This is a genomic window from Hafnia alvei (genome assembly GCF_034424155.1).
Taxonomy (GTDB): domain Bacteria; phylum Pseudomonadota; class Gammaproteobacteria; order Enterobacterales; family Enterobacteriaceae; genus Hafnia; species Hafnia alvei.
Genome location: NZ_CP139992.1, coordinates 1,642,450 through 1,666,474 on the forward strand (window position 1 = coordinate 1,642,450; position 24,025 = coordinate 1,666,474).

The 24,025-nt window shown below is 48.2% G+C and carries 19 protein-coding genes; 14 read left to right on the plus strand and 5 right to left on the minus strand.

The genetic code is table 11. The annotated features are described in order from the left end of the window. Positions 1-28: 28 nt before the first annotated feature. The 7 genes from serS (at position 29) to U0008_RS07725 (ending at position 8,313) form a co-directional block, all read left to right on the plus strand. Positions 29-1,321 carry a serine--tRNA ligase gene (serS, locus tag U0008_RS07695; protein WP_025800951.1) on the plus strand — a complete coding sequence of 431 codons (1,293 nt, stop codon included), beginning with the start codon at positions 29-31 and terminating at the stop codon, positions 1,319-1,321. 483 nt (positions 1,322-1,804) lie between these two features. Further along, positions 1,805-4,249, plus strand: a complete 2,445-nt coding sequence (gene dmsA, locus U0008_RS07700) for a dimethylsulfoxide reductase subunit A (RefSeq protein ID WP_043492488.1) — start codon at positions 1,805-1,807, stop codon at positions 4,247-4,249. Positions 4,250-4,259: 10 nt separating this feature from the next. Next, on the plus strand, positions 4,260-4,880 hold the full coding sequence (locus U0008_RS07705) for a DMSO/selenate family reductase complex B subunit (RefSeq protein WP_025800953.1): 621 nt from the start codon (positions 4,260-4,262) through the stop codon (positions 4,878-4,880). A 1-nt stretch (position 4,881) separates the two neighbouring features. Beyond that, entirely contained in the window at positions 4,882-5,742 is an 861-nt protein-coding gene (locus tag U0008_RS07710; RefSeq protein ID WP_043492321.1) for a dimethyl sulfoxide reductase anchor subunit family protein, read from the plus strand. A 113-nt stretch (positions 5,743-5,855) separates the two neighbouring features. Further along, positions 5,856-6,470, plus strand: coding sequence for a Tat proofreading chaperone DmsD (dmsD, locus tag U0008_RS07715; RefSeq protein ID WP_043492322.1), 615 nt, complete (start codon positions 5,856-5,858; stop codon positions 6,468-6,470). Continuing rightward, positions 6,470-7,057 (plus strand): ferredoxin-type protein NapF, encoded by a 588-nt coding sequence (napF, locus tag U0008_RS07720; RefSeq protein WP_043492324.1) that lies wholly within the window; start codon positions 6,470-6,472, stop codon positions 7,055-7,057. Before dmsD ends, napF begins: the two co-directional genes overlap by 1 nt. Before the next feature lie 116 nt (positions 7,058-7,173). After that, the gene (locus U0008_RS07725) at positions 7,174-8,313 is read left to right on the plus strand and encodes an MFS transporter (protein ID WP_043492326.1); all 1,140 of its coding nucleotides are present in this window, start codon (positions 7,174-7,176) and stop codon (positions 8,311-8,313) included. Between the two features lie 75 nt (positions 8,314-8,388). Here the strand turns inward: U0008_RS07725 and U0008_RS07730 are convergent, their stop codons facing one another. The 5 genes from U0008_RS07730 to ycaO form a co-directional block, all read right to left on the minus strand. Next, positions 8,389-8,844: a PTS sugar transporter subunit IIA gene (locus tag U0008_RS07730; protein WP_043492328.1), complete on the minus strand. Its 456-nt coding sequence runs from the start codon at positions 8,842-8,844 to the stop codon at positions 8,389-8,391. A gap of 552 nt (positions 8,845-9,396) precedes the next feature. Next, positions 9,397-10,137 (minus strand): pyruvate formate lyase 1-activating protein, encoded by a 741-nt coding sequence (gene pflA / locus U0008_RS07735; protein ID WP_025800959.1) that lies wholly within the window; start codon positions 10,135-10,137, stop codon positions 9,397-9,399. Between the two features lie 297 nt (positions 10,138-10,434). Further along, complete coding sequence (gene pflB / locus U0008_RS07740; RefSeq protein ID WP_025800960.1) at positions 10,435-12,717, minus strand: formate C-acetyltransferase; 2,283 nt, start codon at positions 12,715-12,717, stop codon at positions 10,435-10,437. A 61-nt stretch (positions 12,718-12,778) separates the two neighbouring features. After that, the gene (gene focA, locus U0008_RS07745) at positions 12,779-13,636 is read right to left on the minus strand and encodes a formate transporter FocA (RefSeq protein WP_025800961.1); all 858 of its coding nucleotides are present in this window, start codon (positions 13,634-13,636) and stop codon (positions 12,779-12,781) included. A gap of 518 nt (positions 13,637-14,154) precedes the next feature. Then, positions 14,155-15,915, minus strand: coding sequence for a 30S ribosomal protein S12 methylthiotransferase accessory factor YcaO (gene ycaO / locus U0008_RS07750; protein ID WP_043492332.1), 1,761 nt, complete (start codon positions 15,913-15,915; stop codon positions 14,155-14,157). 143 nt (positions 15,916-16,058) lie between these two features. Here ycaO and ansB point away from each other — a divergent pair, with 143 nt between their 5' ends. The 7 genes from ansB (at position 16,059) to ihfB (ending at position 23,992) form a co-directional block, all read left to right on the plus strand. Continuing rightward, positions 16,059-17,105, plus strand: a complete 1,047-nt coding sequence (gene ansB / locus U0008_RS07755; protein WP_025800963.1) for an L-asparaginase 2 — start codon at positions 16,059-16,061, stop codon at positions 17,103-17,105. A 92-nt stretch (positions 17,106-17,197) separates the two neighbouring features. Further along, positions 17,198-17,890, plus strand: coding sequence for a DUF421 domain-containing protein (locus tag U0008_RS07760; protein ID WP_043492334.1), 693 nt, complete (start codon positions 17,198-17,200; stop codon positions 17,888-17,890). A 274-nt stretch (positions 17,891-18,164) separates the two neighbouring features. Further along, the gene (gene serC / locus U0008_RS07765) at positions 18,165-19,253 is read left to right on the plus strand and encodes a 3-phosphoserine/phosphohydroxythreonine transaminase (RefSeq protein ID WP_043492336.1); all 1,089 of its coding nucleotides are present in this window, start codon (positions 18,165-18,167) and stop codon (positions 19,251-19,253) included. A 152-nt stretch (positions 19,254-19,405) separates the two neighbouring features. Beyond that, positions 19,406-20,686, plus strand: coding sequence for a 3-phosphoshikimate 1-carboxyvinyltransferase (gene aroA, locus U0008_RS07770; RefSeq protein WP_043492338.1), 1,281 nt, complete (start codon positions 19,406-19,408; stop codon positions 20,684-20,686). A gap of 348 nt (positions 20,687-21,034) precedes the next feature. Beyond that, positions 21,035-21,724 carry a (d)CMP kinase gene (gene cmk / locus U0008_RS07775; RefSeq protein ID WP_025800967.1) on the plus strand — a complete coding sequence of 230 codons (690 nt, stop codon included), beginning with the start codon at positions 21,035-21,037 and terminating at the stop codon, positions 21,722-21,724. 221 nt (positions 21,725-21,945) lie between these two features. Further along, positions 21,946-23,622 (plus strand): 30S ribosomal protein S1, encoded by a 1,677-nt coding sequence (gene rpsA, locus U0008_RS07780; RefSeq protein ID WP_025800968.1) that lies wholly within the window; start codon positions 21,946-21,948, stop codon positions 23,620-23,622. Positions 23,623-23,707: 85 nt separating this feature from the next. Then, complete coding sequence (gene ihfB / locus U0008_RS07785; protein ID WP_004095742.1) at positions 23,708-23,992, plus strand: integration host factor subunit beta; 285 nt, start codon at positions 23,708-23,710, stop codon at positions 23,990-23,992. The last annotated feature ends 33 nt before the right edge of the window (positions 23,993-24,025 follow it).

Consider the following 24,025-nt stretch of genomic DNA (forward strand, 5'->3'; position numbering starts at 1 on the left):
ACTCCCTCAATATAATCACAGGATTAGCATGCTAGATCCCAATCTACTGCGTAATGAGCTAGACGCAGTCGCCGAAAAGCTGGCTCGTCGAGGCTTTAAACTGGATGTTGACACTTTGCGTCAGCAGGAAGAACGCCGCAAAGTGCTGCAAGTTGAAACTGAAAGCCTGCAAGCAGAGCGTAACTCGCGATCCAAATCCATCGGTGCGGCTAAAGCGCGTGGGGAAGATATTGAGCCACTGCGTCTTGAAGTCAACGAATTGGGCGAAAAGCTGGATGCGGCCAAGTCAGAGCTGGATCAGTTGCTAAATGATATCCGCGATTTGGCGTTGTCCATTCCTAACATGCCAGATGATTCTGTGCCGGTCGGTAGAGACGAAAACGACAATCTGGAAGTTAGCCGCTGGGGCGAGCCTCGTACGTATGATTTCGAAGTTCGCGATCACGTGACTCTGGGCGAAATGACTGGCGGGCTGGATTTTGCTGCCGCAGTTAAATTGACCGGTGCGCGTTTCGTCGTGATGAAAGGCCAAATGGCGCGTATGCACCGTGCATTGGCTCAGTTCATGCTTGATCTGCATACCGAACAGCATGGTTACCTCGAAACCTACGTTCCTTATTTGGTTAACCATGACACGCTGTACGGTACAGGCCAGTTACCTAAATTCGGTGGCGATCTGTTCCATACGCGTCCACTGGAAGAAGAAGCGGATTCCAGCAGCTATGCGCTGATCCCAACGGCAGAAGTCCCAGTCACCAACTTGGTGCGTGGCGAAATTCTGGAAGAAGAATCTCTGCCGCTGAAAATGACCGCACATACGCCATGTTTCCGCTCCGAAGCGGGTTCTTATGGTCGTGATACTCGCGGTCTGATCCGTATGCACCAGTTTGATAAAGTTGAGCTGGTTCAGATTGTTCGTCCAGAAGATTCAATGGATGCGCTGGAAGAACTGACGGGTCACGCCGAGAAAGTGTTGCAGCTGCTGAATCTGCCATACCGTAAAGTGCTGCTGTGCACCGGTGATATGGGCTTTGGCTCAAGCAAAACCTACGATCTGGAAGTTTGGGTTCCTGCGCAGAACACCTACCGCGAAATCTCTTCATGTTCAAACATGTGGGACTTCCAAGCGCGTCGTATGCAGGCTCGCTGCCGTAACAAGACCGACAAAAAACCACGTTTGGTGCATACACTGAACGGTTCTGGTTTAGCTGTGGGTCGTACTCTGGTTGCTGTATTAGAAAACTATCAGCAAGCTGATGGCCGAATTCAGGTACCAGAAGTTCTGCGTCCGTATATGAACGGTTTAGAATATATTGGTTAATTCCTAATATGTTTAATAAAAGCGCCTAAGGGCGCTTTTTTCGTTTATAAACTCAAATATAAATTCAGATCCTATTTTTAATATTGTTGCGGCTGTATTAATTCAGTTTAAAAGCATTTAAGTTGACTGATAGCTATTCTCAATCGTAAGTTTTTGATTTTGATAAGTTGCTAATTCCATCACATAAACCGCCAGCGGCCTGCTTGCGCGTGCCTTTATTGACATCAAACAATATGGATTACTCCCAAAGAAGTATTATCCATTTGAGAAAGTGGGCGCTGATATTTAATGACCTTCCATTCCATATCATTTCATTCTAATTAATTGCGAGTTGATTATTTTCCTTAGTGTTTTGAGCACACGCTGGATGATCAATTACGTAATAGGCCACTTTCTTTTTTGCTGACTAAAAAAACGCTGACTTTTGTTAGCGCTTTTTGCGGTCACATTTTTGATTTTGAAAGCAAACTGAGTGGGTATTGTATGAAAAATACGAAAGAGACAGGCTTATTGTCTGCGCAGGTAAGCCGCCGCAAACTGGTAAAATCCAGTGCCATTGGCGGTTTAGTTGCGGCAAGCGGTGGATTATCTTTGCCATTTGCCCGCAAGGCAGTCGCCCAATCAAACACCGCATCTGCTAACACCAATGAAAAAGTCATTTGGAGCGCATGCACAGTAAACTGTGGCAGTCGTTGTCCATTACGCATGCACGTTGTCGATGGCGAGATTAAGTATGTTGAAACCGATAATACCGGTGATGACAACTACGAAGGTTTGCATCAGGTACGTGCCTGCCTACGTGGACGATCAATGCGTCGCCGTGTTTATAACGCCGACCGCCTGAAATATCCGATGAAGCGCGTTGGTGCGCGCGGTGAGGGCAAGTTCAAACGTATTAGTTGGGAAGAAGCCTTCGATACCATCGCGGCGAGCATGCAGCACATCATCAAAGATTATGGCAATGAAGCCATCTACCTCAACTACGGCACAGGGACGCTGGGCGGCACCATGACTCGCTCATGGCCACCAGGTTCAACGCTGATTGCCCGTCTGATGAACTGCTGCGGTGGTTACCTAAATCATTATGGCGACTACAGCACGGCGCAAATAGCCGAAGGGCTAAATTACACCTACGGTGGTTGGGCCGATGGCAACAGCCCGTCGGATATTGAAAACAGCAAACTGGTGGTGCTGTTCGGGAATAACCCAGGCGAAACGCGAATGAGCGGCGGCGGGGTAACATACTATTTGGAACAGGCTCGTCAGAAATCTGATGCGCGTATGATCATCATCGATCCGCGTTATAACGATACGGGCGCTGGCCGTGAAGATGAGTGGGTTCCTATTCGTCCAGGCACCGATGCGGCGTTGGCCTCGGCGCTAGCCTATGTGATGATCAAAGAAGATTTAGTTGATCAACCATTCCTCGATAAATATTGCGTCGGCTATGATGAAAAAACCATGCCTGCCGGTGCGCCAGCCAACGGTCACTATAAAGCTTACATCCTAGGTGAAGGTGCCGATGGCATTGCTAAAACGCCTGAATGGGCTTCAAAGATCACCGGAATTCCAGCCGATAAAATTATTAAGCTCGGTCGTGAAATCGGTGCAGCAAAACCTGCGTATATCTCACAAGGCTGGGGGCCACAGCGCCACTCAAACGGTGAATTAGCCTCACGCGCTATTTCTATGCTGGCCATCCTAACGGGTAACGTCGGGATCAACGGCGGAAATAGCGGCGCGCGCGAAGGCTCTTACGATCTTGATTTCGTGCGCATGCCTACGCTTGAAAACCCCGTTCAGACCAGTATTTCGATGTTCTTATGGACCGATGCCATCGTGCGCGGTCCTGAGATGACGGCGAAGCGTGATGGCGTACGCGGTAAAGATAAGCTGGATGTGCCGATCAAAATGATCTGGAACTACGCAGGTAACTGCTTGGTTAACCAGCACTCTGAAATCAACCGTACGCATGAAATCCTGCAAGACGATAAGCAATGTGAAATGATCGTGGTGATTGATAACCACATGACCGCATCGGCAAAGTATGCCGATATTTTACTGCCAGACTGCACGGCATCAGAGCAGATGGATTTTTGCTTGGATGCGTCTGCGGGCAACATGTCATACGTTATCTTTGCCGATCAGGTGATTAAGCCACGTTTTGAATGCAAAAATATTTATGAGATGACCAGTGAATTGGCGAAACGCATGGGCGTGGAGGCGCAGTTTACCGAAGGTCGTAATCAGGAAGAGTGGCTGCGTCATCTGTATAAACAGTCTCAGCAAGCCATGCCAGGTCTGCCGTCGTTTGAAGAATTCCGTCAGCAGGGGATTTATAAGCAGCGCGATCCTGAAGGGCACCATGTGGCCTACAAAGCGTTCCGTGAAGATCCGGCGGCTAACCCGTTAACCACACCTTCAGGCAAAATCGAGATTTACTCTGCGCAATTGGCTGAAAAGGCAGCGACATGGGAATTGGCTAAGGATGATGTTATCGATCCTCTGCCAATCTACAGCGCCGGTTTTGAAAGCTATGAAGATCCGCTAGTTGAGAAATTCCCTCTGCAGCTAACAGGGTTCCACTACAAAGCACGTGCGCACTCTACCTATGGCAACGTTGATCTGCTGAAAGCTGCGTGTCGCCAAGAGATGTGGATTAACCCGATGGATGCGAAAAAACGCGGCATCACCAACGGCGATATCGTGCGTATTTTCAACGATCGCGGCGAAGTTCGTATCAACGCTAAGGTGACACCTCGCATGATGCCGGGCGTTGTCGCACTGGGTGAGGGGGCATGGTATAGCCCTGATGCAAACCGCGTCGATCATGCAGGCTCAATTAACGTGCTGACCACCCAGCGCCCATCGCCGTTGGCGAAAGGGAATCCGTCGCATTCGAATCTTGTTCAAGTCACCAAGGCATAAGGAGTAGCTGATGACAACGCAATACGGCTTTTATATCGACTCTAGTCGTTGCACCGGCTGCAAAACCTGCGAGCTGGCCTGCAAAGATTTTAAAAATTTGACGCCTGATGTGAGTTTCCGCCGCATTTATGAATATGCAGGGGGGGATTGGCAAGAGGATAACGGTGTTTACCACCAAAACGTGTTTGCTTATTACCTGTCGATCTCGTGTAACCACTGTAGCGATCCGGCTTGTACCAAAGTGTGTCCAAGCGGTGCGATGCACAAGCGCGAAAAAGATGGCTTTGTCGTGGTCAACGAAGAAGTGTGCATCGGTTGTCGCTATTGCCATATGGCCTGCCCGTATGGCGCTCCTCAATACAATGAGGAGAAAGGGCATATGACCAAGTGTGATGGCTGCTATGAGCGAGTCGAAGCGGGTAAAAAACCGATCTGCGTTGAATCCTGTCCACTGCGTGCATTGGATTTAGCGCCTATTGAGGAGCTGCGTGCCAAATACGGTGATTTAGCTGAAATTGCACCGCTTCCAGCTGCGCACTTTACGAAGCCGAATATCGTATTAAAACCTAACGCCAACAGCCGTCCGGTTGGAGATACCACCGGTTATCTGGCAAATCCGAAGGAGGTCTGAGATGGGTATGGGATGGCATGAATGGCCGTTAATGATTTTTACGGTCTTAGGGCAGTGTGTTGTCGGTGGTTTCATCGTACTGGCGCTGGCATTACTCTCTGGGCGTTTGGATAACGATCGCACGCGACGCGTTCATCTGAGTATGTTTTTTCTCTGGGTGCTGATGGGGATAGCGTTTATCGCCTCGGTGATGCATTTGGGCTCGCCAATGAGGGCGTTCAATTCGCTTAACCGTATCGGCGAATCTGCTCTGAGTAACGAAATTGCTAGCGGTTCGGTGTTCTTTGCCGTTGGCGGTATCTACTGGCTTTTGGCGGTATTAAACAAAATGCCTGCTGCGCTGGGTAAGCTTTGGCTTGCGGTCACCATGGTGTTAGGTCTGTTATTTGTTTACGCCATGTGTCGTGTGTACCAGATTGATACCGTACCTACATGGCATAACGGCTACACCACGCTAGGCTTCGTGCTGACGATGTTTATTGGTGGGCCATTGCTCGGCTTCTTACTGCTGAGGGCTGCCGGTGTGTGTGGCTGCGCAATGCGTATTTTGCCCGTTGTTAGCGTATTGGCGGTGATTGTCAGCGTTGCCTCTGTAGCGATGCAGGGCTTTGGTTTGGCTGAAATTCATAGTTCAATCCAACAAGCTTCTGCGCTTATTCCATCGTTTGGTGCTTTGCTAGCATGGCGTTTGGCGCTGCTGGTGCTTGGATTGGGTTGCTGGATTTGTCCAATGATCAAAGGCAGAGCGCCATCAGTTGCCTGGCTGGTGATTGGTTTATTACTGGTTGTCGCCGGTGAGCTGATTGGCCGCGGTATGTTCTATGGTCTACATATGACAGTAGGTATGGCAATCGCAGGGTAAATACTGTTTTTGCTGAGTGGGGCTCAGAATCGAGCCCCATTATCTGTCAGCTAACATTTGTTATGTTATTAAAATTGTCATTCGCATCGCGATGAAATTGATTTGGTATCCTCATGCTACAACCACAACAGCTTCAAGATATTGCCATTTCGGCCCGCTCTTTAGGCGCGCTTTTTTATTATTCCCCAGAAAGTGAAGCCTGTACGCCGCTGGTGGAAATCTTCACTTCATCTGAATGGTGCAGTGAATGGCCGTATGGTTCGGAACCGCAGTTAGCGCAGTGTATGACTCAGTTGGCGGCTGCTACGAATGAATCTTTGGAAGATGCGTACCAGCGTTTGTTTATCGGGCCACATGCGTTACCGGCTCCCCCTTGGGGCTCGGTTTATCTGGATAAAGAGAGCGTTCTCTTTGGTGATTCAACGCTGGCGCTACGTCAGTGGATGCGCCAGCATCATATTGAAGGGCAGAGCGAGCAAAAGGAGCCAGAAGATCAGTTTGGTTTAATGTTGATGATGGCTGCATGGCTTGCTGAGACACAGCCTCAGGCACTCGGTGAGTTTTTATCTGCTCACCTGTTGCCATGGAGCTCACGCTATTTGACGCTCATGATACAGGACGCTCAACATCCGTTTTATCAAGGGTTAGCAGAGCTTGCGGTGTTAACTTTGGCAAGTTGGCAGCAACAGTTAGCGATTATGCCTGTTGCGTGTGAGCTTTATCGCTAATGAGTGAGCAAAAGGATCAAGACTACTATCGCGCTTGGATGTCTCATCGTACCGTAAGCCGCCGCGGGCTTTTCCGTGGCTTGCTAGGGGCCGGTAAGCAGGCTCAGTTACAGGTTGCGCAAGAAACGGTGCAACGCGCTGTGGGCCGGCCACCGCAGGCGGTAGCGGAAAGTCTTTTTCTGGCATTGTGTACAGCATGTGGGGAGTGCGTGGGCGCGTGTCCCTACGGCTTAATTGAAATTAAAGATGGCGCGGCGGCAGTACAGATTGATTTTTCATCCTGCGATACTGCGAAGTGCAACTATTGTACTGCGGCGTGCAAAACGGGAGCGCTGTCTCCGCTAATTCCTTCAGATACGGCATTAAGGCCAGTTGTCGCCAAAGGCTGCATTGGGCGAGGAAATGATGACTGCCGTTTGTGTGTTCATGCGTGTCCTTCACAGGCGATTAAGTTTGACGAAGTCGATCAGCCAAGCTTTGACGAAGCCCGCTGTGACGGCTGTGGGCAGTGTAAAACGGCCTGTTATCATGGGCATATTTTGCTGGTGGCAGGAAGTCCAAAATTAGCCAGTTTGTCAGAAAAATAAATTTATCCCCCTACGTATTAACAAATCGTGCTATGTCTAATCTATGGGCGATTGACTTTTAATTCACCAGTGGCATGATGCCGCCACTTCTCAATGCGGTTCGGTTTTAAATTCACATGTTTTCATACTCTCGCCCAGTGCTTTTATTGCTCTGCGGGCTCCTGCTGCTGACCGTTGCTATGGCGGTTTTAAATACTTTAGTTCCATTGTGGCTGAGCCATGAGCAGTTACCGACTTGGCAAGTCGGTCTAGTGAGTTCCTCGTATTTTATGGGGAATCTGGTAGGGACGCTGGTTGCTGGTTCAGTGATCATGCATTCAGGATTTAACCGAAGCTATCATTATGCCTGTGCCATTTTTGCGATTTCGACCGCGGCGCTGAGCTTTTCAACCGATATCTGGAGCTGGTTGGCTCTGCGTTTCTTCGCAGGTGTAGGCTGTGCGATGGTGTGGGTAATTGTTGAAAGCGCATTACTGCGTAGTGGAACAAATGCGAATCGTAGCCAATTGTTGGCGGCTTATATGACGGTTTACTACTTGGGAACCGTGCTGGGACAACTGATGCTGGGTGCTGTGCCGACCGCCGTATTACAGGTGCTGCCATGGGCAACGTCGCTGATGGTATTGGCTATGCTGCCGCTGTTGTTTGCTCGTTTTACTCGGCCGGAAGCGCATACCTCGGTGCCGATGTGGGCGATGTTGCGTCGTCGTAGCGCGCGCTTAGGTATCCATGGCTGTATTATATCCGGTGCGGTGCTTGGGTCTTTATATGGCCTACTACCTTTGTATCTGGCCCATAAAGGCATGAGCGATGCGAATGTTGGCCTGTGGATGGCATTGTTGGTCAGCGCTGGCATTATGGGGCAGTGGCCGGTTGGTCGTTTAGCCGACCGCTTTGGGCGTTTGGCGGTGCTGCGTGTGCAGGTGAGTTTGGTCATTATCGGCAGCATTGCGATGCTGGGCAACTACGGTATCGTGCCAGCCTTATTCACGCTGGGATGTGCGGGATTCACGCTGTATCCGGTCGCCATGTCGTGGGCATGCGAAACTGCAGCAGCGCATGAATTAGTGGCGATGAATCAGGCCTTACTAATGAGCTATACCATTGGCAGCCTTGCTGGCCCAGCGACGGTTGCCGCTTTGATGCAGCAATACTCTGATAATGTGCTGTTTGTGATGATTGCGGGGATCGCGTTGGTGTATCTGCTGATGCTGATGAAGAAGACCGATCATCATCATGCATTGCCTGCTGCATGATTTTCCAGTCGTCATGAAAAGCCATAAAAAAACGCCCGAGTGGGCGTTTTTTGTATCTGTATTGTAAGCCTGCAATTAGTGCATGCGGCTTCCAGCCTGGATGCGAGAGCCCAGCATATTCTGACTGGTTGCTTGCATTAGATGCTCACGGCAGTTATTCATCTCTAACCAGCCTTCAATTTGCTGGTGCAGCGTGTTCATCTCGGCTTGCGTTCCCGCAGAGAGCACGATAATCAGGCTAACTTCGCTGCCATTTTGCAGCACAACCGGTTTATCGCACTTCAGCACTGATGCTTCTCCGCGTTTACTGATTACCCCGTTTTCAGGTTGGGCAAACACCAGTAATACACCTTCGCTAACCACGAAATCCTGTTTATCCTGTTTAAGCGCATCGATGATATGCAGCGGGTAGCTTGCATTCACCTTGCTTTCGCTAATCAGCGGTTGGCAGGCTAAATGGATCGCGTGGCGCCAGCTCAGTGGCTGGTGGCAGTACTGCCAGCGTTGGTCGAGAATTGCATCAATTGACATAAAACCTCCGGTAACATTGCACCTGTAAATGGGGCGCCTGAAAAATTAAATAAAGGCTATCCATAGTGTTTATTTGATTCATCCACCTCTGGTGTTTGCAGCAATGTGCAGGCACAAGTCAGTATGAAAAAAAGTATTCACAACTCCGCAATAGACTGAAATTAAAAGCCTATCATTTAACACCTATCGTTTGCGGGTGTATGGGCAGTGTATCGGGGCAAATCAGGGAAGTCACTGCTTAGAAGAAAGTCTAATAATCCACCCCATCTCATCACATTACTTAAATTCTGTTAGGAATATTAGGAAAATAATTTAGTTGGGTGCTTACGGAGCAGTATAAAACTCCGAATGTTAAATATTCATAAAAAATGACTGCTAAGGCGATTTATGCGTATTTCTTTGTGTTTGTATTCAGTTAGAAATGTTTCAAATAATAATAAATATCAATATGAAGGGCGGTAAGGAGTATTGCGGCTGGAAACCAAAAGAAATTATCACGGGCGGAATAATTAATTGGGCTGGTATTTTTACCAGCCCAAAAGACATAAATCATTAATACATGACTTTATGCCCATAACTTTCGAGAATATTTTTTACGCGCTCCATAGTTTCGTGAGTTGGTGGTTTAACGCCACCTAATTTGTATTCCTCACCCATGGCTTCCCATTTATGCTTGCCTAGTTCGTGATAAGGCAACAGCTCAATTTTCTCAACATTCTTCATGTCTTTCGTGAAGTCGCCGAGCAAGTGGGCAGAAGCATCATCATCTGACCATCCAGGCACAACTACATAACGGATCCAGGTTTTCTGGTTACGCTTTGCCAAATAGCGGGCAAATTCCAGCGTACGATGATTTGAGACGCCTACCAAGTTCTGGTGAATATCATCGTTCATCTGTTTGAGATCCAGCATGACGAGATCGGTAACGTCGAGCAGTTCGTCAATCACGGGGTCATAACGACGAACAAAACCGTTAGTGTCTAGACAGGTATGAATGCCTTCTTCTTTGCATGCGCGGAACCAGTCACGCACAAACTCAGCCTGAAGGACGGCTTCACCGCCGGAAGCTGTTACGCCGCCGCCTGAAGCATTCATGAAGTGACGATAGGTCACGACGTCTTTCATCAAATCTTCAACGGTAATCTCAGTACCGCCGTGCGTATCCCAAGTATCCCGATTATGACAATACAGGCAGCGCATGAGGCAGCCTTGGAAGAAGGTAATAAAGCGGATCCCAGGGCCGTCTACGGTACCGCAGGATTCGAAAGAGTGGATGCGACCTTTAAGTGACATTGCGGGGTTTTCTCCAAAATTGACTGATCAATAGCAGTCTAAAAAGGCAATGATATAGACAGCGGGCATCAATACCTTGCTGATAACTGTTTTGCCTGATGTCCATCGGCATGTATGTTTTGAGTATAGGGGGAGCCATAGCAACCCGGCAAAACAGTTAAGAGTGTCGTTTTATCACTGAATTATTTTCGTAGAGCTGTTCGCTCGCCGAAACGACCCAGCTATTATCTCACACTTAATAAAAAGGCCCCACCTAAGTGGAGCCTTTATTTTATGCCATTTTAAGCTGGCAGGTAATTACATGGACTGAGTGAAAGTACGAGTAATTACGTCCTGCTGCTGTTCTTTGGTCAAAGAGTTGAAGCGTACAGCGTAGCCAGATACACGGATGGTCAGCTGAGGATATTTCTCAGGATTTTCCATCGCGTCTAACAGCATTTCGCGGTTCATAACGTTAACGTTCAGGTGTTGACCACCTTCGATGCTCGCTTCGTGGTGGAAGTAACCATCCATCAGGCCAGCCAAGTTAGCTTTACGAACTTCGTCGTCTTTACCCAGAGCGTTAGGAACGATAGAGAAGGTATAAGAAATACCATCTTTAGCATAAGCAAACGGCAGTTTAGCAACGGAGGTCAGAGAGGCTACAGCACCTTTCTGGTCACGGCCGTGCATTGGGTTAGCACCAGGACCGAATGGAGCGCCAGCGCGACGACCATCTGGGGTGTTACCTGTTTTCTTACCATAAACCACGTTAGAGGTGATGGTCAGAACAGACTGAGTAGGAACCGCGTTGCGGTAAGTAGTCAGTTTCTGAATTTTCTTCATGAAACGTTCTACCAGGTCACAAGCGATATCATCGACGCGTGGGTCGTTGTTACCAAACTGCGGGTATTCACCTTCGATGTCGAAGTCAACAGCCAGGCCGTCTTCGTCACGGATAGTAGAAACTTTCGCATATTTGATTGCAGACAGGGAGTCAGCAGCAACAGACAGACCTGCGATACCACATGCCATAGTACGATATACGTCACGGTCATGCAGAGCCATCAGGGATGCTTCGTAGCTGTACTTGTCATGCATGTAATGGATGATGTTCAGCGCGGTGACATACTGTTTAGCCAACCAGTCCATGAAGTGGTCCATACGTTCCATGACTTTGTCATAGTCCAGTACGGTATCCATCATTGGCGCTTCTTTCGGGCCAACCTGCATTTTCAGTTTTTCATCAACGCCGCCGTTGATTGCGTACAGCATGGTTTTAGCCAAGTTTGCACGAGCACCGAAGAACTGCATTTGTTTACCAACAATCATTGGGCTTACGCAGCAAGCAATTGCGTAGTCATCATTGTTGAAGTCAGGGCGCATCAGGTCATCGTTCTCATACTGTACAGATGAGGTGTCGATGGAAACTTTAGCCGCAAATTTCTTGAACGCCAGAGGCAGTTTTTCAGACCACAGGATGGTCATGTTTGGCTCTGGAGATGGACCCATGGTGTACAGGGTGTTCAGGAAACGGAAGCTGTTTTTGGTAACCAGAGTACGACCGTCCAGACCCATACCAGCCAGGGATTCTGTTGCCCAGATTGGGTCACCAGAGAACAGTTCATCATATTCTGGAGTACGCAGGAAGCGAACCATACGCAGTTTCATAACCAGATGGTCAATCAGTTCCTGAGCTTCTTCTTCAGTCAGTTTGCCTTCTTTCAGGTCACGTTCGATGTAGATATCCAGGAAGCTGGATACACGACCGAAGGACATTGCAGCACCGTTCTGAGATTTAACCGCAGCCAGGTAGCCGAAGTAAGTCCACTGTACAGCTTCTTTTGCGTTTTTAGCTGGAGCAGAGATATCGCAGCCATATTTGGCAGCCATTTCTTTGATCTGGCCCAGAGCGCGATGCTGGTCAGCAATTTCTTCACGCAGACGAATAGTCGCTTCCAGATCTTCACCGTTTTCCAGTTTGGTCTGCAGTGATTGGAACTGAGCGTATTTGTCTTTCATCAGGAAGTCGATACCGTAAACGGCGATACGACGATAGTCACCGATGATACGGCCACGGCCATACGCATCTGGCAGACCAGTCAGAACACCAGATTTACGGCAGTTCAGGATGTCTTTGGTGTAAACGTCAAACACGCCCTGGTTGTGAGTTTTACGGTATTCGGTGAAGATTTTCTTGATCATTGGATCAAGTTCACGACCGTAAACTTTACATGAACCTTCAACCATCTTGATGCCGCCGAACGGAATCAGAGCACGTTTCAGAGGCGCATCAGTTTGCAGACCAACGATTTGTTCCAGGTCTTTGCTGATGTAGCCAGCATCATGAGAGGTGATGGTTGCAGCTACGTTGGTATCGAAATCAACCGGCGCATGGGTACGGTTTTCAATTTTGATACCGTCCATGACTTTATCCCACAGGTTGGTCGTCGCTTGAGTAGCGCCAGCCAGGAAGGATTCGTCACCTTCGTACGGGGTGTAGTTTTTCTGGATGAAATCACGAACGTTGACTTCATTCTGCCAGTCGCCTTTAGTGAAACCTTCCCATGCGGCTGCTTGTTTTTCATTAAGCTCGGACATTTAACACCTACCTTCTAGTGTGGATTTCTTTGTAAACCCGGCGCTGTGGTAAAGCACGTAATTAGTGCTTATCGCCACCGCGCAGATAAATAACCCAGTATGTCAGACCAACCAGTAAGCCACCGCCGATGATGTTCCCAATCGTGACAGGGATCAGGTTATCGGTAATGAAGTGGCTAACGGTCAAGTTTGAGAACTGTTCTGGTGCAGCACCAATGGCTTGCCAAAACTCCGGCGCTGCGAAATTCTTAATCACAATCCCTAATGGGATCATGAACATATTTGCAATGCTATGTTCAAAACCGCTCGCCACAAACATGGCCACCGGTAAAACCATTGCAAACATTTTGTCCATCAGGCTACGGCCGGAATAGCTCATCCAAACGGCGAGACAAACCATCAAGTTGGCCAAGATCCCCAGGCAAACGGCTTCAACAAACGTATGATGCAATTTGTGATCGGCTGTTTGCAGCACATTGAGACCCCATGCGCCATTCGCTGTCATATGTTCGCCGGCAAACCACATCAGTGCTACAAAGAAAAGTGCACCAATCAGGTTGCCTACATAAACATTTAACCAGTTGAGGCCTAACTGTCTCCAGGTAATACGCCCACTGGCCTTGGCAACGACAATTAATACGGTTGAAGTAAACAGGTCAGCCCCGCAAACCACAACAAGCATCAGGCCAAGAGAGAAACAGATACCACCAACCAGCTTGGCAAAGCCAAAAGGTACACCAGCAGTGCCGGTTGTCGCGGTAATGTAGAAAACGAAAGCAATAGAAATGAAGACACCAGCCGTGATCGCTAAATAAAAAGTCTTCAGCGGGTGCTTAGTGGCTTTATAAACGCCAGCATCTTCGGCCACTTTGGCCATTGCTGCTGGTAGTAGTAGATCAAAGGGGTTGTCAGCTTTCACACTAACTCTCTCTTAATATTAATCAGCGTTGAGATACTAACAAAGCAGTATACGGCAAAAATTGATCTGGATCATGATGCGCAGAACTAGCCTACCCAAAATACCCCTAAAAACAGTAAGTTAAATAATAAACTCGTTGAATTCAAAAGGAAAAATATTTTTTAAATTTTACACACTAAGTTGAATGAGCACGCTAACAGATAGTGTAAAAGGTAAATAAATAACTTAATAATTCGATCAAATTGAAGATATTATTTTTCAATGCCAGCAATAAGACTACTTATATACAACAATTAAATTACATATGAATGACGGTTGTAGATATTCATACATAGAGTAGAAAAGCCCACCTTCCAAACTTACTGCAAAAGGGCATACGACTATCATAGTCGTTGTGCCATTTTTACTGTGATGATAAATGCGTTTAGAAGAGGGATTTACCAGATTCGCGCGTTTATTGATCGAAAACGTCTGCACCGGTGTACGCGTGCAGACGTTCGCTTAGCTCAACAAGCCTATTATTTAGACCAATAACGGCGCTTTGCTGCCTGAAGTTTTTGATACGCTTGTAGCAGCGCTTGATGCGCAGGGAGGGCTTTCAAGTCGTCGTCAATCGCAGGAAGGCCATAGAAACGTTCTTCTCCGGCGATAATCGCCGAAGCGGCTTCGAGCGTTTCGGCGCCATACATGCGGCTGAATGCTTGATAGTACTGTGCGGGATCGCGTTCTTCTTCCATGCTTAGCAACAGCAAGGTTTGCAGGCAACGATAGAAATTGGCGCGTTCTGGACTGAATACTGAGGCATTGAAGTCCTGAGTCCATTCGGTCCATGTCAGCGCTTGCTCCAAATCGCCGCCCGCTAATGCCAACATCGCCTTTAATTCACCCACACGCAGGGTATACCAGCCGTTGTCTTTGCCGGTTGCGATACCAAGCAGTTCACGTACACGGGTGAAATCGTCAAGGCCTTCGTCATCGAGTTGTTCGATGATCTGTAAATACTCTTCCTTAGTCAGATTGGAAGCCGGTAACTGAAGCAACTGAGTGCGCAAGTGCGCACCCATGCTGTTATTGGCTAACAGCAAATCTTCGGCAGGATAGATATCGGACATGCCTGGAACGATGATACGGCAGGCATAAACATCAAGATGTTCATAATCTGCAATGTAAACTTCTTTATCTTCTTGTTCGAAGATACTCATTAAAGTGCTGAACTCTTCCTCGGTGGTACCTTTAAACGACCAATCGGCAAAGGCATAATCGGCGTCTTGCTTAAACATATCCCAAGAAATCAGACCGCTTGAATCGATGAAGTGAGTTTCAAGGTTGGCATGCTCGCCGACTTCTTCATCATCAAAGGTTGGCGCGGTGAAGACGTCGAGATCTTTCAGGCTGCGGCCTTGCAGCAGTTCAGTCACCGTACGCTCTAGGGCTACGCCAAAGTCAGGATGGGCGCCGAACGAGGCAAAACAGGTGCCGTTGGCTGGGTTAAACAGCACAACGCAGATAACCGGATACTGACCACCGAGCGAAGCATCGTAGGACAGAATAGGGAAGCCTTCCTGCTCTAATTTTGCAATAGCTTCAACCACTTCAGGATAGCGGTTTAAAACCTCGTCAGGAATTTCTGGCAGGCTGATAGATTCTGCGATGATACGGTTTTTTACGTAACGCTCGAAAACTTCAGACAGGCCTTGTACGCGCGCTTCGTTGCGCGTGTTGCCCGCAGACATGCCGTTTGAAACGTATAAGTTGCCAATGATGTTCATTGGAATATAAACAGTTTGCTGATCGGACTGGCGGGTAAACGGCAGCGCGCAGATGCCGCGATCGACGTTACCGGATTGCAGATCGATAAGATCCTGTGCGCCTACATCACCTTCTGGGTTGTAAAACGCATGCAAACGCTCATCTAAGATGCCTTCTGGCAGGCTGTCGTCGGCAGGAACAGGGAACCACTTCTCATTTGGATAGTGAACGAAGTCTCCTTGCGCAATTTCACGGCCAAGGTAGAAATCAGCAAAGAAATAGTTGGTCGACAAGCGCTCAAAATATTCACCTAACGCCGATGCCAGCGCGGCTTTTTTGCTAGCGCCTTTGCCGTTGGTAAAACAAAGTGGGCAATCACGGTCGCGGATGTGTACAGACCAAACATGCGGAACAGGGTTTAGCCAAGAGGCCTCTTCAATATTGAACCCAAGATCGGTCAATTGCTGTTGGAAGCGTGCAATAGAGTCTTCCAGCGCGGCATCTTTGCCGAGAATATAGGTCTGCGTCATTTGAGTCACTTGTTAGCTGCAAAAAACGGCATGATACGTTTTTTTAGCCTATTCCTCCATGAATTCCATATCCATAGGGAATGTCACATTTTTTTTATGGATATAAAAGATAATTCATGCAGTTATCTAATAGGAGAAATCGAATGAAGTTGGTTAAAGTAAGTTTGCTAGCGCTGTTGGTTTCAGGGTTTAGTGGCGCGGCTTTTGCGTTGCCTAATGTCACCATTTTGGCAACGGGCGGGACTATCGCCGGGGGCGGTGACTCAGCAACAAAATCAAATTATACCGCTGGGAAAGTGGGCGTAGAATCGTTGGTTGATGCGGTGCCTCAGCTGAAAGATATCGCTAACATCAAAGGTGAGCAGGTAGTCAGCATCGGTTCGCAGGATATGAATGACGATGTGTGGCTAAAACTTGCCAAAAAAATCAACGCTGATTGCAATAAAACCGATGGGTTCGTGATCACTCACGGCACGGATACCATGGAAGAAACGGCTTATTTCCTCGATTTAACCGTAAAATGTGACAAGCCTGTGGTGATGGTTGGTGCGATGCGTCCATCAACTGCCATGAGCGCGGATGGCCCATTCAACCTGTATAACGCCGTTGTGACTGCCGCCGATCCGGCTTCAGCCAAACGTGGTGTGCTGGTGGCGATGAATGATACCGTGCTGGATGGTCGTGACGTGACCAAAACGAACACCACCGGCGTGCAAACATTCCAAGCGGTTAACTACGGCCCATTGGGATACATTCACAATGGCAAAGTGGACTACCAGCGCTCGCCTGAGCGTAAACACACTACACAAACCCCATTTGACGTAAGCAAGTTAACCTCATTGCCAAAAGTTGGCATTGTATACAACTACGCCAACGCGTCGGATCTGCCTGCAAAAGCGCTGCTTGAGGCGGGCTATCAAGGGATTGTGAGTGCGGGGGTTGGTAACGGCAATCTGTACAAATCTATTTTTGATACTTTAGCCACTGCGGCACATAACGGCGTTGCCGTCGTGCGCTCATCACGTGTTCCTTCTGGGTCAACCACGGAAGATGCAGAAATTGATGACGTGAAATATGGCTTTGTCGCATCAGGCACGCTCAATCCGCAAAAAGCACGTGTCTTGCTTCAATTGGCTCTGACACAAACTAAAGATCCAAAACAGATCCAGCAGATGTTTAATCAGTACTAAGTTCTCTCTAAAAGGGGGAGTGTTCCCGCTCCCCTTTGTCTTTTGCCGTCTAAGCTATATTCACCACTTATGGCAAATGGACATCCATCCCGATGCAATCCTTTGATTTAAAACGTATGGCCTTTGATAAGGTGCCGCCAGATTTTCTTGCGGAAGTTGCGGTGCGCTGCCTATTCACATTCTTTCTGGTCTTTATTTTTCTCAAAATGACGGGGCGTCGCGGCGTACGGCAAATGTCGCTGTTTGAAGTGGTTGTCATCCTCACGTTAGGTTCTGCGGCGGGCGACGTGGCGTTTTATGATGATGTTCCTATGCTGCCGGTATTTACCGTCTTTATTTGCATCATGCTGCTTTATCGTTTTTCAACGTTCTTGATGTCTAAAAGTGAAAGAATTCAGACTTGGATGGAAGGTAAACCACTGGTCATTATCCGTGACGGTACGTTTATCTGGGAAACCCTAAACCGTGAAAATATTACTCACGATGAGTTCTTTATGGAGTTGAGGCAAGAGGGCGTTGAACACTTGGGCCAAGTGCGACTGGCCATTCTTGAAGTTAATGGGTCTATCAGCGTCTATTTTTTTGATGACGATAATGTGCGTTATGGACTGCCTGTTTTGCCCAACTGCTGCATTAAAAAAGTAGATAAAATTGTAGATAGAGGTACCTACGCGTGCAGCGAATGTAGCTTGGTTGAGCATCAAGCCGTTGGGGACTCGCCAGTCTGCTCGCGATGTGGAAATCAATGCTGGATAGAGGCTAAAAATAACAGTCGGGTAAACTAAAAATAAACACAAAAAAGAATGAAAGTTTTTTGGTCTTACGCCGACGCAGAACTTTATTTTTAAAACGCCTATAGTGGCTTGGTGGCACATAGTTTAGCTCGTTGGGGACAGTGACCAATAACCGTTGCAGCCTGAGCGCGCGAATGATAAAACCAAATGATAAAGTAAATTAGATGTGAATAAATTCGATATCAATGTGGGCTGATCATCCTTATAGATGGGTTTGCCAGCATGTAGACAATTGACTAAATATAGCGAAGAGCGGTGAGGCAAAATGACACAGGTGTACAATTTTAGTGCTGGCCCAGCAATGATGCCGGTTGAGGTATTGCGTCGTGCTGAACAAGAACTGTGTAACTGGAATGGCCTAGGCACTTCGGTCATGGAAATCAGCCACCGCGGAAAAGAGTTTATGCAGGTCGCGGCACAGGCTGAACAAGATTTACGCTCTCTGCTGAAGGTTCCTGAGAACTATAAAATTCTATTCTGTCATGGCGGTGCGCGTGCGCAATTTGCCGCTGTTCCGTTAAATCTGCTGGGCGATAACAACACAGCCGACTATATGGATGGTGGCTACTGGGCGCATAGCGCTATCAATGAAGCGCAGAAATACTGCACGCCGAACGTTGTTGATATAAAAACAACCGACGACAACGGCCTTCAAGCGATCAAGCCAATGCGTGAGTGGACGTTGAGTGACAATGCTGCCTATGTGCATTACTGCCCAAATGAAACCATTGATGGTATCGCCATCGATGAAGAGCCTGATTTTGGCGATAAAATCGTGGTTGCCGATCTCTCTTCCACCATTCTTTCTCGCCCAATTGATGTTAGCCGCTATGGCGTGATTTATGCTGGGGCGCAAAAAAATATCGGCCCAGCAGGGATCACCGTGGTGATTGTGCGTGAGGACTTGCTGGGCAAAGCGCGCCAAGAATTGCCATCGATTCTCGACTACACCGTTTTGGCTGAAAACGATTCTATGTTCAATACACCACCGACCTTTGCATGGTATCTCTCAGGCATGGTATTTAAATGGCTGAAAGAGCAGGGTGGCTTGGTTGAGATGGAAAAACGCAATAAAGCCAAAGCCGACTTGCTCTATAGCGCGATTGATAGCAGTGATTTTTATCGTAACGGCGTTGCACTACAAAATCGCTCACGTATGAACGTACCGTTCCAGATGGCAAATCCTGCATTAGATCCGTTGTTCTTGCAGGAAGCGAAAGCAATTGGCTTAGTTGCTTTGAAAGGCCACCGCGTGGCGGGGGGGATGAGAGCGTCTATTTATAATGCGATGTCGATTGAAGGTGTTAAAGCACTGACCGACTTTATGGCGGATTTTGAACGTCGCCATGGCTAATGAGGCTGCATCGGTTTTAAACCCCGGATGCCGGAGTTTTTTGTTTGTGTATAAGAAAGATGACAGCCGTCACGAAAAACGGTACAACAATGTAATGATTTATTTGCAGTGATGGGATTCGCTGCATTAACTGAAAATTTGGAGTGAGTTTGATGCTGGATTCCCTGACTTTACAACCTATTGCACATTTTTCCGGTGAGATAAATTTACCTGGTTCTAAGAGCGTGTCTAACCGAGCGTTGTTGCTATCGGCTCTGGCGAGTGGAACGACATGTTTACATAATTTGCTTGATAGCGATGATGTTCGCCATATGCTAACTGCGTTAAAGCAACTGGGTATTCATTTCCAATTATCCGATGGGCACACCCGCTGCGAAATTACTGGCAACGCGGGTGCTCTAAAAGCACATAGCGCGCTTGAACTCTTTTTAGGTAACGCAGGAACGGCCATGCGCCCACTTGCTGCTGCGTTATGTTTGGGTGATGGGGATGTGATCCTCACCGGCGAACCGCGTATGAAAGAGCGCCCAATTGGGCATCTGGTTGATGCGTTACGTCAAGGTGGAGCCCAGATCGATTATCTGGAGCAAGAAAACTATCCGCCTCTGCGCCTACGCGGTGGGTATACCGGTGGTGATATTGAGGTTGATGGTTCGGTTTCCAGCCAGTTTTTGACTGCGTTATTGATGATGGCGCCGTTGGCCACGCAGAACACCGTTATCTCCATTAAGGGTGATTTGGTTTCGAAACCTTATATTGATATTACCTTGGCGCTGATGCGCAGTTTTGGCGTCAGCGTTGAGAACGATAATTATCAGGTCTTCCGTATCGCGGGTGGACAACACTATGTTTCCCCTGGCGATTATCTCGTCGAAGGAGATGCGTCGTCAGCATCCTATTTCCTCGCCGCGGCTGCAATTAAAGGTGGCACGGTACGTGTAACTGGAATTGGTAAAAACAGCGTGCAAGGGGATATTCGCTTTGCAGATGTGCTGGAGACTATGGGGGCAAAAATCACCTGGGGCGATGATTTTATCGAATGTTCACGCGGCGAACTGCATGGCATTGATATGGATATGAACCATATTCCTGACGCGGCAATGACTATTGCCACCACCGCGTTGTTTGCCGATGCGCCAACCACTATCCGCAACATCTATAACTGGCGTGTAAAAGAGACCGATCGCTTATCCGCGATGGCCACTGAGTTGCGCAAGGTGGGCGCTGAAGTTGAAGAGGGCGATGATTTTATCCGCGTAGTACCTCCCGCACATCTGAAAGCCGCTGAGATAGGCACCTATAACGATCACCGTATGGCGATGTGTTTCTCGCTGGCTGCGCTGTCGGATACGCCAGTAACGATTCTCGATCCTAAATGTACGGCGAAAACTTTCCCGGACTATTTCCAGCAGTTTGCTCGGCTAAGCCAGTAGTCCAAATCCTAAAAAGGGTCTGTTCATTCAGACCCTTCCTTTTTTGTACTTTGTCACATAACCCCCTCGCAACCGATTAACTAGGATTTTTCGCGTCTCATTGCATCGCTTTCGCCTAAACTATGGAACACATGTGTGTCTGTGGGTGCGAGTTTTTCCAGCAACCAGCACCGTTGAGGGTAACAGTGAGGCGTTGATCGGCGTATAATGCGCGCCGTTCGATGTGTGTGTCCTGCTATGGTAAATCTGCCTAGATGCAAATATATCGTCGCGCCATAGCAGAGCACACCCAAGCCTTCGTAGGCAAAGTCTATGCAGGCAGTTGTTTCCCCCAGAAAGGAGAGAAAAATGACGGCAATAGCTCCGGTAATTACCGTTGACGGGCCGAGTGGTGCGGGTAAAGGGACTTTGTGTAAAGCGTTGGCTGAATCTTTGGGTTGGTGTCTTTTAGACTCCGGCGCGATCTATCGCGTTCTTGCCCTGGCTGCGTTGCATCATCAAGTCGATATCACGTCAGAAGAGGCTCTGGTGCCATTGGCTGCACATCTTGACGTACGTTTCGTGGCACAGGATGGACAGTTACAGGTCATTCTTGAAGGCGAAGATGTGAGTAATGAAATTCGCACCGAATCCGTGGGCAGTACGGCATCTCAGGCTGCTGCATTTCCGCGCGTAAGAGAAGCGTTGCTACGTCGTCAGCGTGCGTTCCGGGAGTTCCCCGGTCTTATCGCCGATGGTCGTGATATGGGCACCGTGGTTTTCCCTGATGCGCCGGTTAAGATTTTTCTTGATGCGAGCTCTGAAGAGCGTGCTCGTCGACGCATGCTTCAGTTGCAGGAGAAGGGCTTTAGTGTTAACTTTGAACGCCTTTTGGACGAAATAAAAGAACGCGACTACCGCGATCGTAATCGTTCAGTGGCACCGCTTGTTCCTGCGCAGGACGCGCTGATGCTGGATTCAACCCAGATGTCTATCGAACAAGTGATTGAAAAAGCACTGGCTTATGCCAAGCAGACATTACAACTTTCTGCCGAGTAGGGCGGGAAGCAAAGCTTACCGATAAGGATAAGCCGATAGCCATAATGTTAAACTACATTATGGCTATTGTTGTTATTGATAAATTTGTTCAGCTAATATTGCTGAACGATGTATAATATTACCCTCCCTGCCGCTATGGATTGTCGCGGGGCATGTTAAACAACCCCATCTAGCAGGATGCCTGATGGACGTTAAAATAAAGAACCCTGAAGATTATCAATATGACTGAATCTTTTGCTCAACTCTTTGAAGAATCCTTAAAAACAATCGAAACCCGCCCGGGTTCCATCGTTCGTGGCGTTGTTGTTGCTATCGACAAAGATATCGTACTGGTTGACGCTGGTCTGAAATCTGAGTCTGCAATCCCAGCAGAACAGTTCAAAAACGCACAGGGCGAACTGGAAATTCAGGTAGGCGACGAAGTTGATGTTGCTCTGGATGCAGTTGAAGACGGCTTCGGTGAAACTCAGCTGTCCCGTGAGAAAGCTAAGCGCCATGAAGCTTGGATCACGTTGGAAAAAGCTTACGAAGAAGCTGCAACTGTTACCGGTGTTATCAACGGTAAAGTTAAGGGTGGCTTCACTGTCGAGCTGAACGGTATCCGTGCATTCCTGCCAGGTTCTCTGGTAGACGTTCGTCCGGTACGTGACACTCTGCACCTCGAAGGCAAAGAGCTTGAGTTTAAAGTCATTAAGCTGGACCAGAAACGCAACAACGTTGTTGTTTCTCGTCGTGCCGTTATCGAATCTGAGAACAGCGCAGAACGCGATCAGCTGCTGGAAAACCTGCAAGAAGGTATGGAAGTTAAGGGTATCGTTAAGAACCTGACTGACTACGGCGCATTCGTTGATCTGGGCGGTGTTGACGGCCTGCTGCACATCACTGATATGGCTTGGAAACGCGTTAAGCACCCAAGCGAAATCGTGAATGTGGGCGACGAAATCACTGTTAAAGTGCTGAAGTTCGACCGCGAACGTACTCGTGTATCTCTGGGCCTGAAACAACTGGGCGAAGATCCATGGGTAGCTATTGCTAAGCGTTATCCAGAAGGTACCAAACTGACTGGTCGCGTGACTAACCTGACTGATTACGGCTGCTTCGTAGAAATCGAAGAAGGCGTTGAAGGTCTGGTTCACGTTTCCGAAATGGATTGGACCAACAAAAACATCCACCCATCCAAAGTTGTTAACGTTGGTGATGTTGTGGAAGTTATGGTTCTGGATATCGACGAAGAACGTCGTCGTATCTCCCTGGGTCTGAAGCAGTGTAAATCTAACCCATGGCAGCTGTTCGCAGAAACCCACAACAAGGGCGACCGCGTTGAAGGCAAAATCAAGTCTATCACTGACTTCGGTATCTTCATCGGCCTGGACGGTGGCATCGATGGCCTGGTTCACCTGTCTGACATCTCCTGGAACGTTGCAGGCGAAGAAGCAGTACGTGAATACAAGAAAGGCGACGAAATCGCAGCAGTTGTTCTGCAGGTTGATGCAGAGCGCGAGCGTATCTCCCTTGGCGTTAAACAACTGGCAGAAGATCCATTCAACAACTACATCTCTATGAATAAGAAAGGTGTAATTGTTACTGGTAAAGTAACTGCAGTTGACGCTAAAGGTGCTACAGTTGAATTAGCTGATGGCGTAGAAGGCTATCTGCGTGCTTCTGAAGCTTCCCGTGACCGCGTTGAAGATGCCACTCTGGTTCTGAACGTAGGCGACGAAGTTGAAGCTAAATTCACTGGCGTAGACCGCAAGAATCGCGTTGTAAGCCTGTCTGTACGTGCTAAAGACGAAGCTGATGAGAAAGATGCAATCGCTGTTGTTAACAACAAACAGGAAGATGCACCTAACTTCTCTAATGCAATGGCTGAAGCATTCAAGGCAGCTAAAGGCGAATAATGATGAGGGCGGTTTCGGCCGCCCTGTAACGGTAGTTAAGCTGCAAAGTGCGTTCCCCAATGAGGGGAAATAGCTTGGAGGAAATATGACCAAGTCCGAACTTATTGAAAGACTTGCTAGCCAGCAACCACATCTGCCTGCGAAGGCGGTTGAGGATGCAGTGAAAGAAATGCTTGAGCATATGGCAACAACGCTTGCTGACGGTGAACGCATTGAGATCCGTGGATTCGGCAGTTTTTCACTTCACTACCGTGCGCCTCGCGTCGGTCGTAATCCTAAAACTGGTGATAAAGTGGAACTGGAAGGTAAATACGTTCCCCATTTTAAACCTGGTAAAGAACTACGTGACCGGGCGAACATCTACGCTTAAGCAACCTGCTTAGAGTCTAAAACGGCACCTTCG

Excerpts from the sequence above, each read along its gene's own strand:
- serS (WP_025800951.1), top strand. The coding sequence starts at position 29 with ATGCTAGATCCCAATCTACTGCGTAATGAGCTAGACGCAGTCGCCGAA.
- dmsA (WP_043492488.1), top strand. The coding sequence starts at position 1,805 with ATGAAAAATACGAAAGAGACAGGCTTATTGTCTGCGCAGGTAAGCCGC.
- U0008_RS07705 (WP_025800953.1), top strand. The coding sequence starts at position 4,260 with ATGACAACGCAATACGGCTTTTATATCGACTCTAGTCGTTGCACCGGC.
- U0008_RS07710 (WP_043492321.1), top strand. The coding sequence starts at position 4,882 with ATGGGTATGGGATGGCATGAATGGCCGTTAATGATTTTTACGGTCTTA.
- dmsD (WP_043492322.1), top strand. The coding sequence starts at position 5,856 with ATGCTACAACCACAACAGCTTCAAGATATTGCCATTTCGGCCCGCTCT.
- napF (WP_043492324.1), top strand. The coding sequence starts at position 6,470 with ATGAGTGAGCAAAAGGATCAAGACTACTATCGCGCTTGGATGTCTCAT.
- U0008_RS07725 (WP_043492326.1), top strand. The coding sequence starts at position 7,174 with ATGTTTTCATACTCTCGCCCAGTGCTTTTATTGCTCTGCGGGCTCCTG.
- U0008_RS07730 (WP_043492328.1), bottom strand. The coding sequence starts at position 8,844 with ATGTCAATTGATGCAATTCTCGACCAACGCTGGCAGTACTGCCACCAG.
- pflA (WP_025800959.1), bottom strand. The coding sequence starts at position 10,137 with ATGTCACTTAAAGGTCGCATCCACTCTTTCGAATCCTGCGGTACCGTA.
- pflB (WP_025800960.1), bottom strand. The coding sequence starts at position 12,717 with ATGTCCGAGCTTAATGAAAAACAAGCAGCCGCATGGGAAGGTTTCACT.
- ycaO (WP_043492332.1), bottom strand. The coding sequence starts at position 15,915 with ATGACGCAGACCTATATTCTCGGCAAAGATGCCGCGCTGGAAGACTCT.
- ansB (WP_025800963.1), top strand. The coding sequence starts at position 16,059 with ATGAAGTTGGTTAAAGTAAGTTTGCTAGCGCTGTTGGTTTCAGGGTTT.
- U0008_RS07760 (WP_043492334.1), top strand. The coding sequence starts at position 17,198 with ATGCAATCCTTTGATTTAAAACGTATGGCCTTTGATAAGGTGCCGCCA.
- serC (WP_043492336.1), top strand. The coding sequence starts at position 18,165 with ATGACACAGGTGTACAATTTTAGTGCTGGCCCAGCAATGATGCCGGTT.
- aroA (WP_043492338.1), top strand. The coding sequence starts at position 19,406 with ATGCTGGATTCCCTGACTTTACAACCTATTGCACATTTTTCCGGTGAG.
- cmk (WP_025800967.1), top strand. The coding sequence starts at position 21,035 with ATGACGGCAATAGCTCCGGTAATTACCGTTGACGGGCCGAGTGGTGCG.
- rpsA (WP_025800968.1), top strand. The coding sequence starts at position 21,946 with ATGACTGAATCTTTTGCTCAACTCTTTGAAGAATCCTTAAAAACAATC.
- ihfB (WP_004095742.1), top strand. The coding sequence starts at position 23,708 with ATGACCAAGTCCGAACTTATTGAAAGACTTGCTAGCCAGCAACCACAT.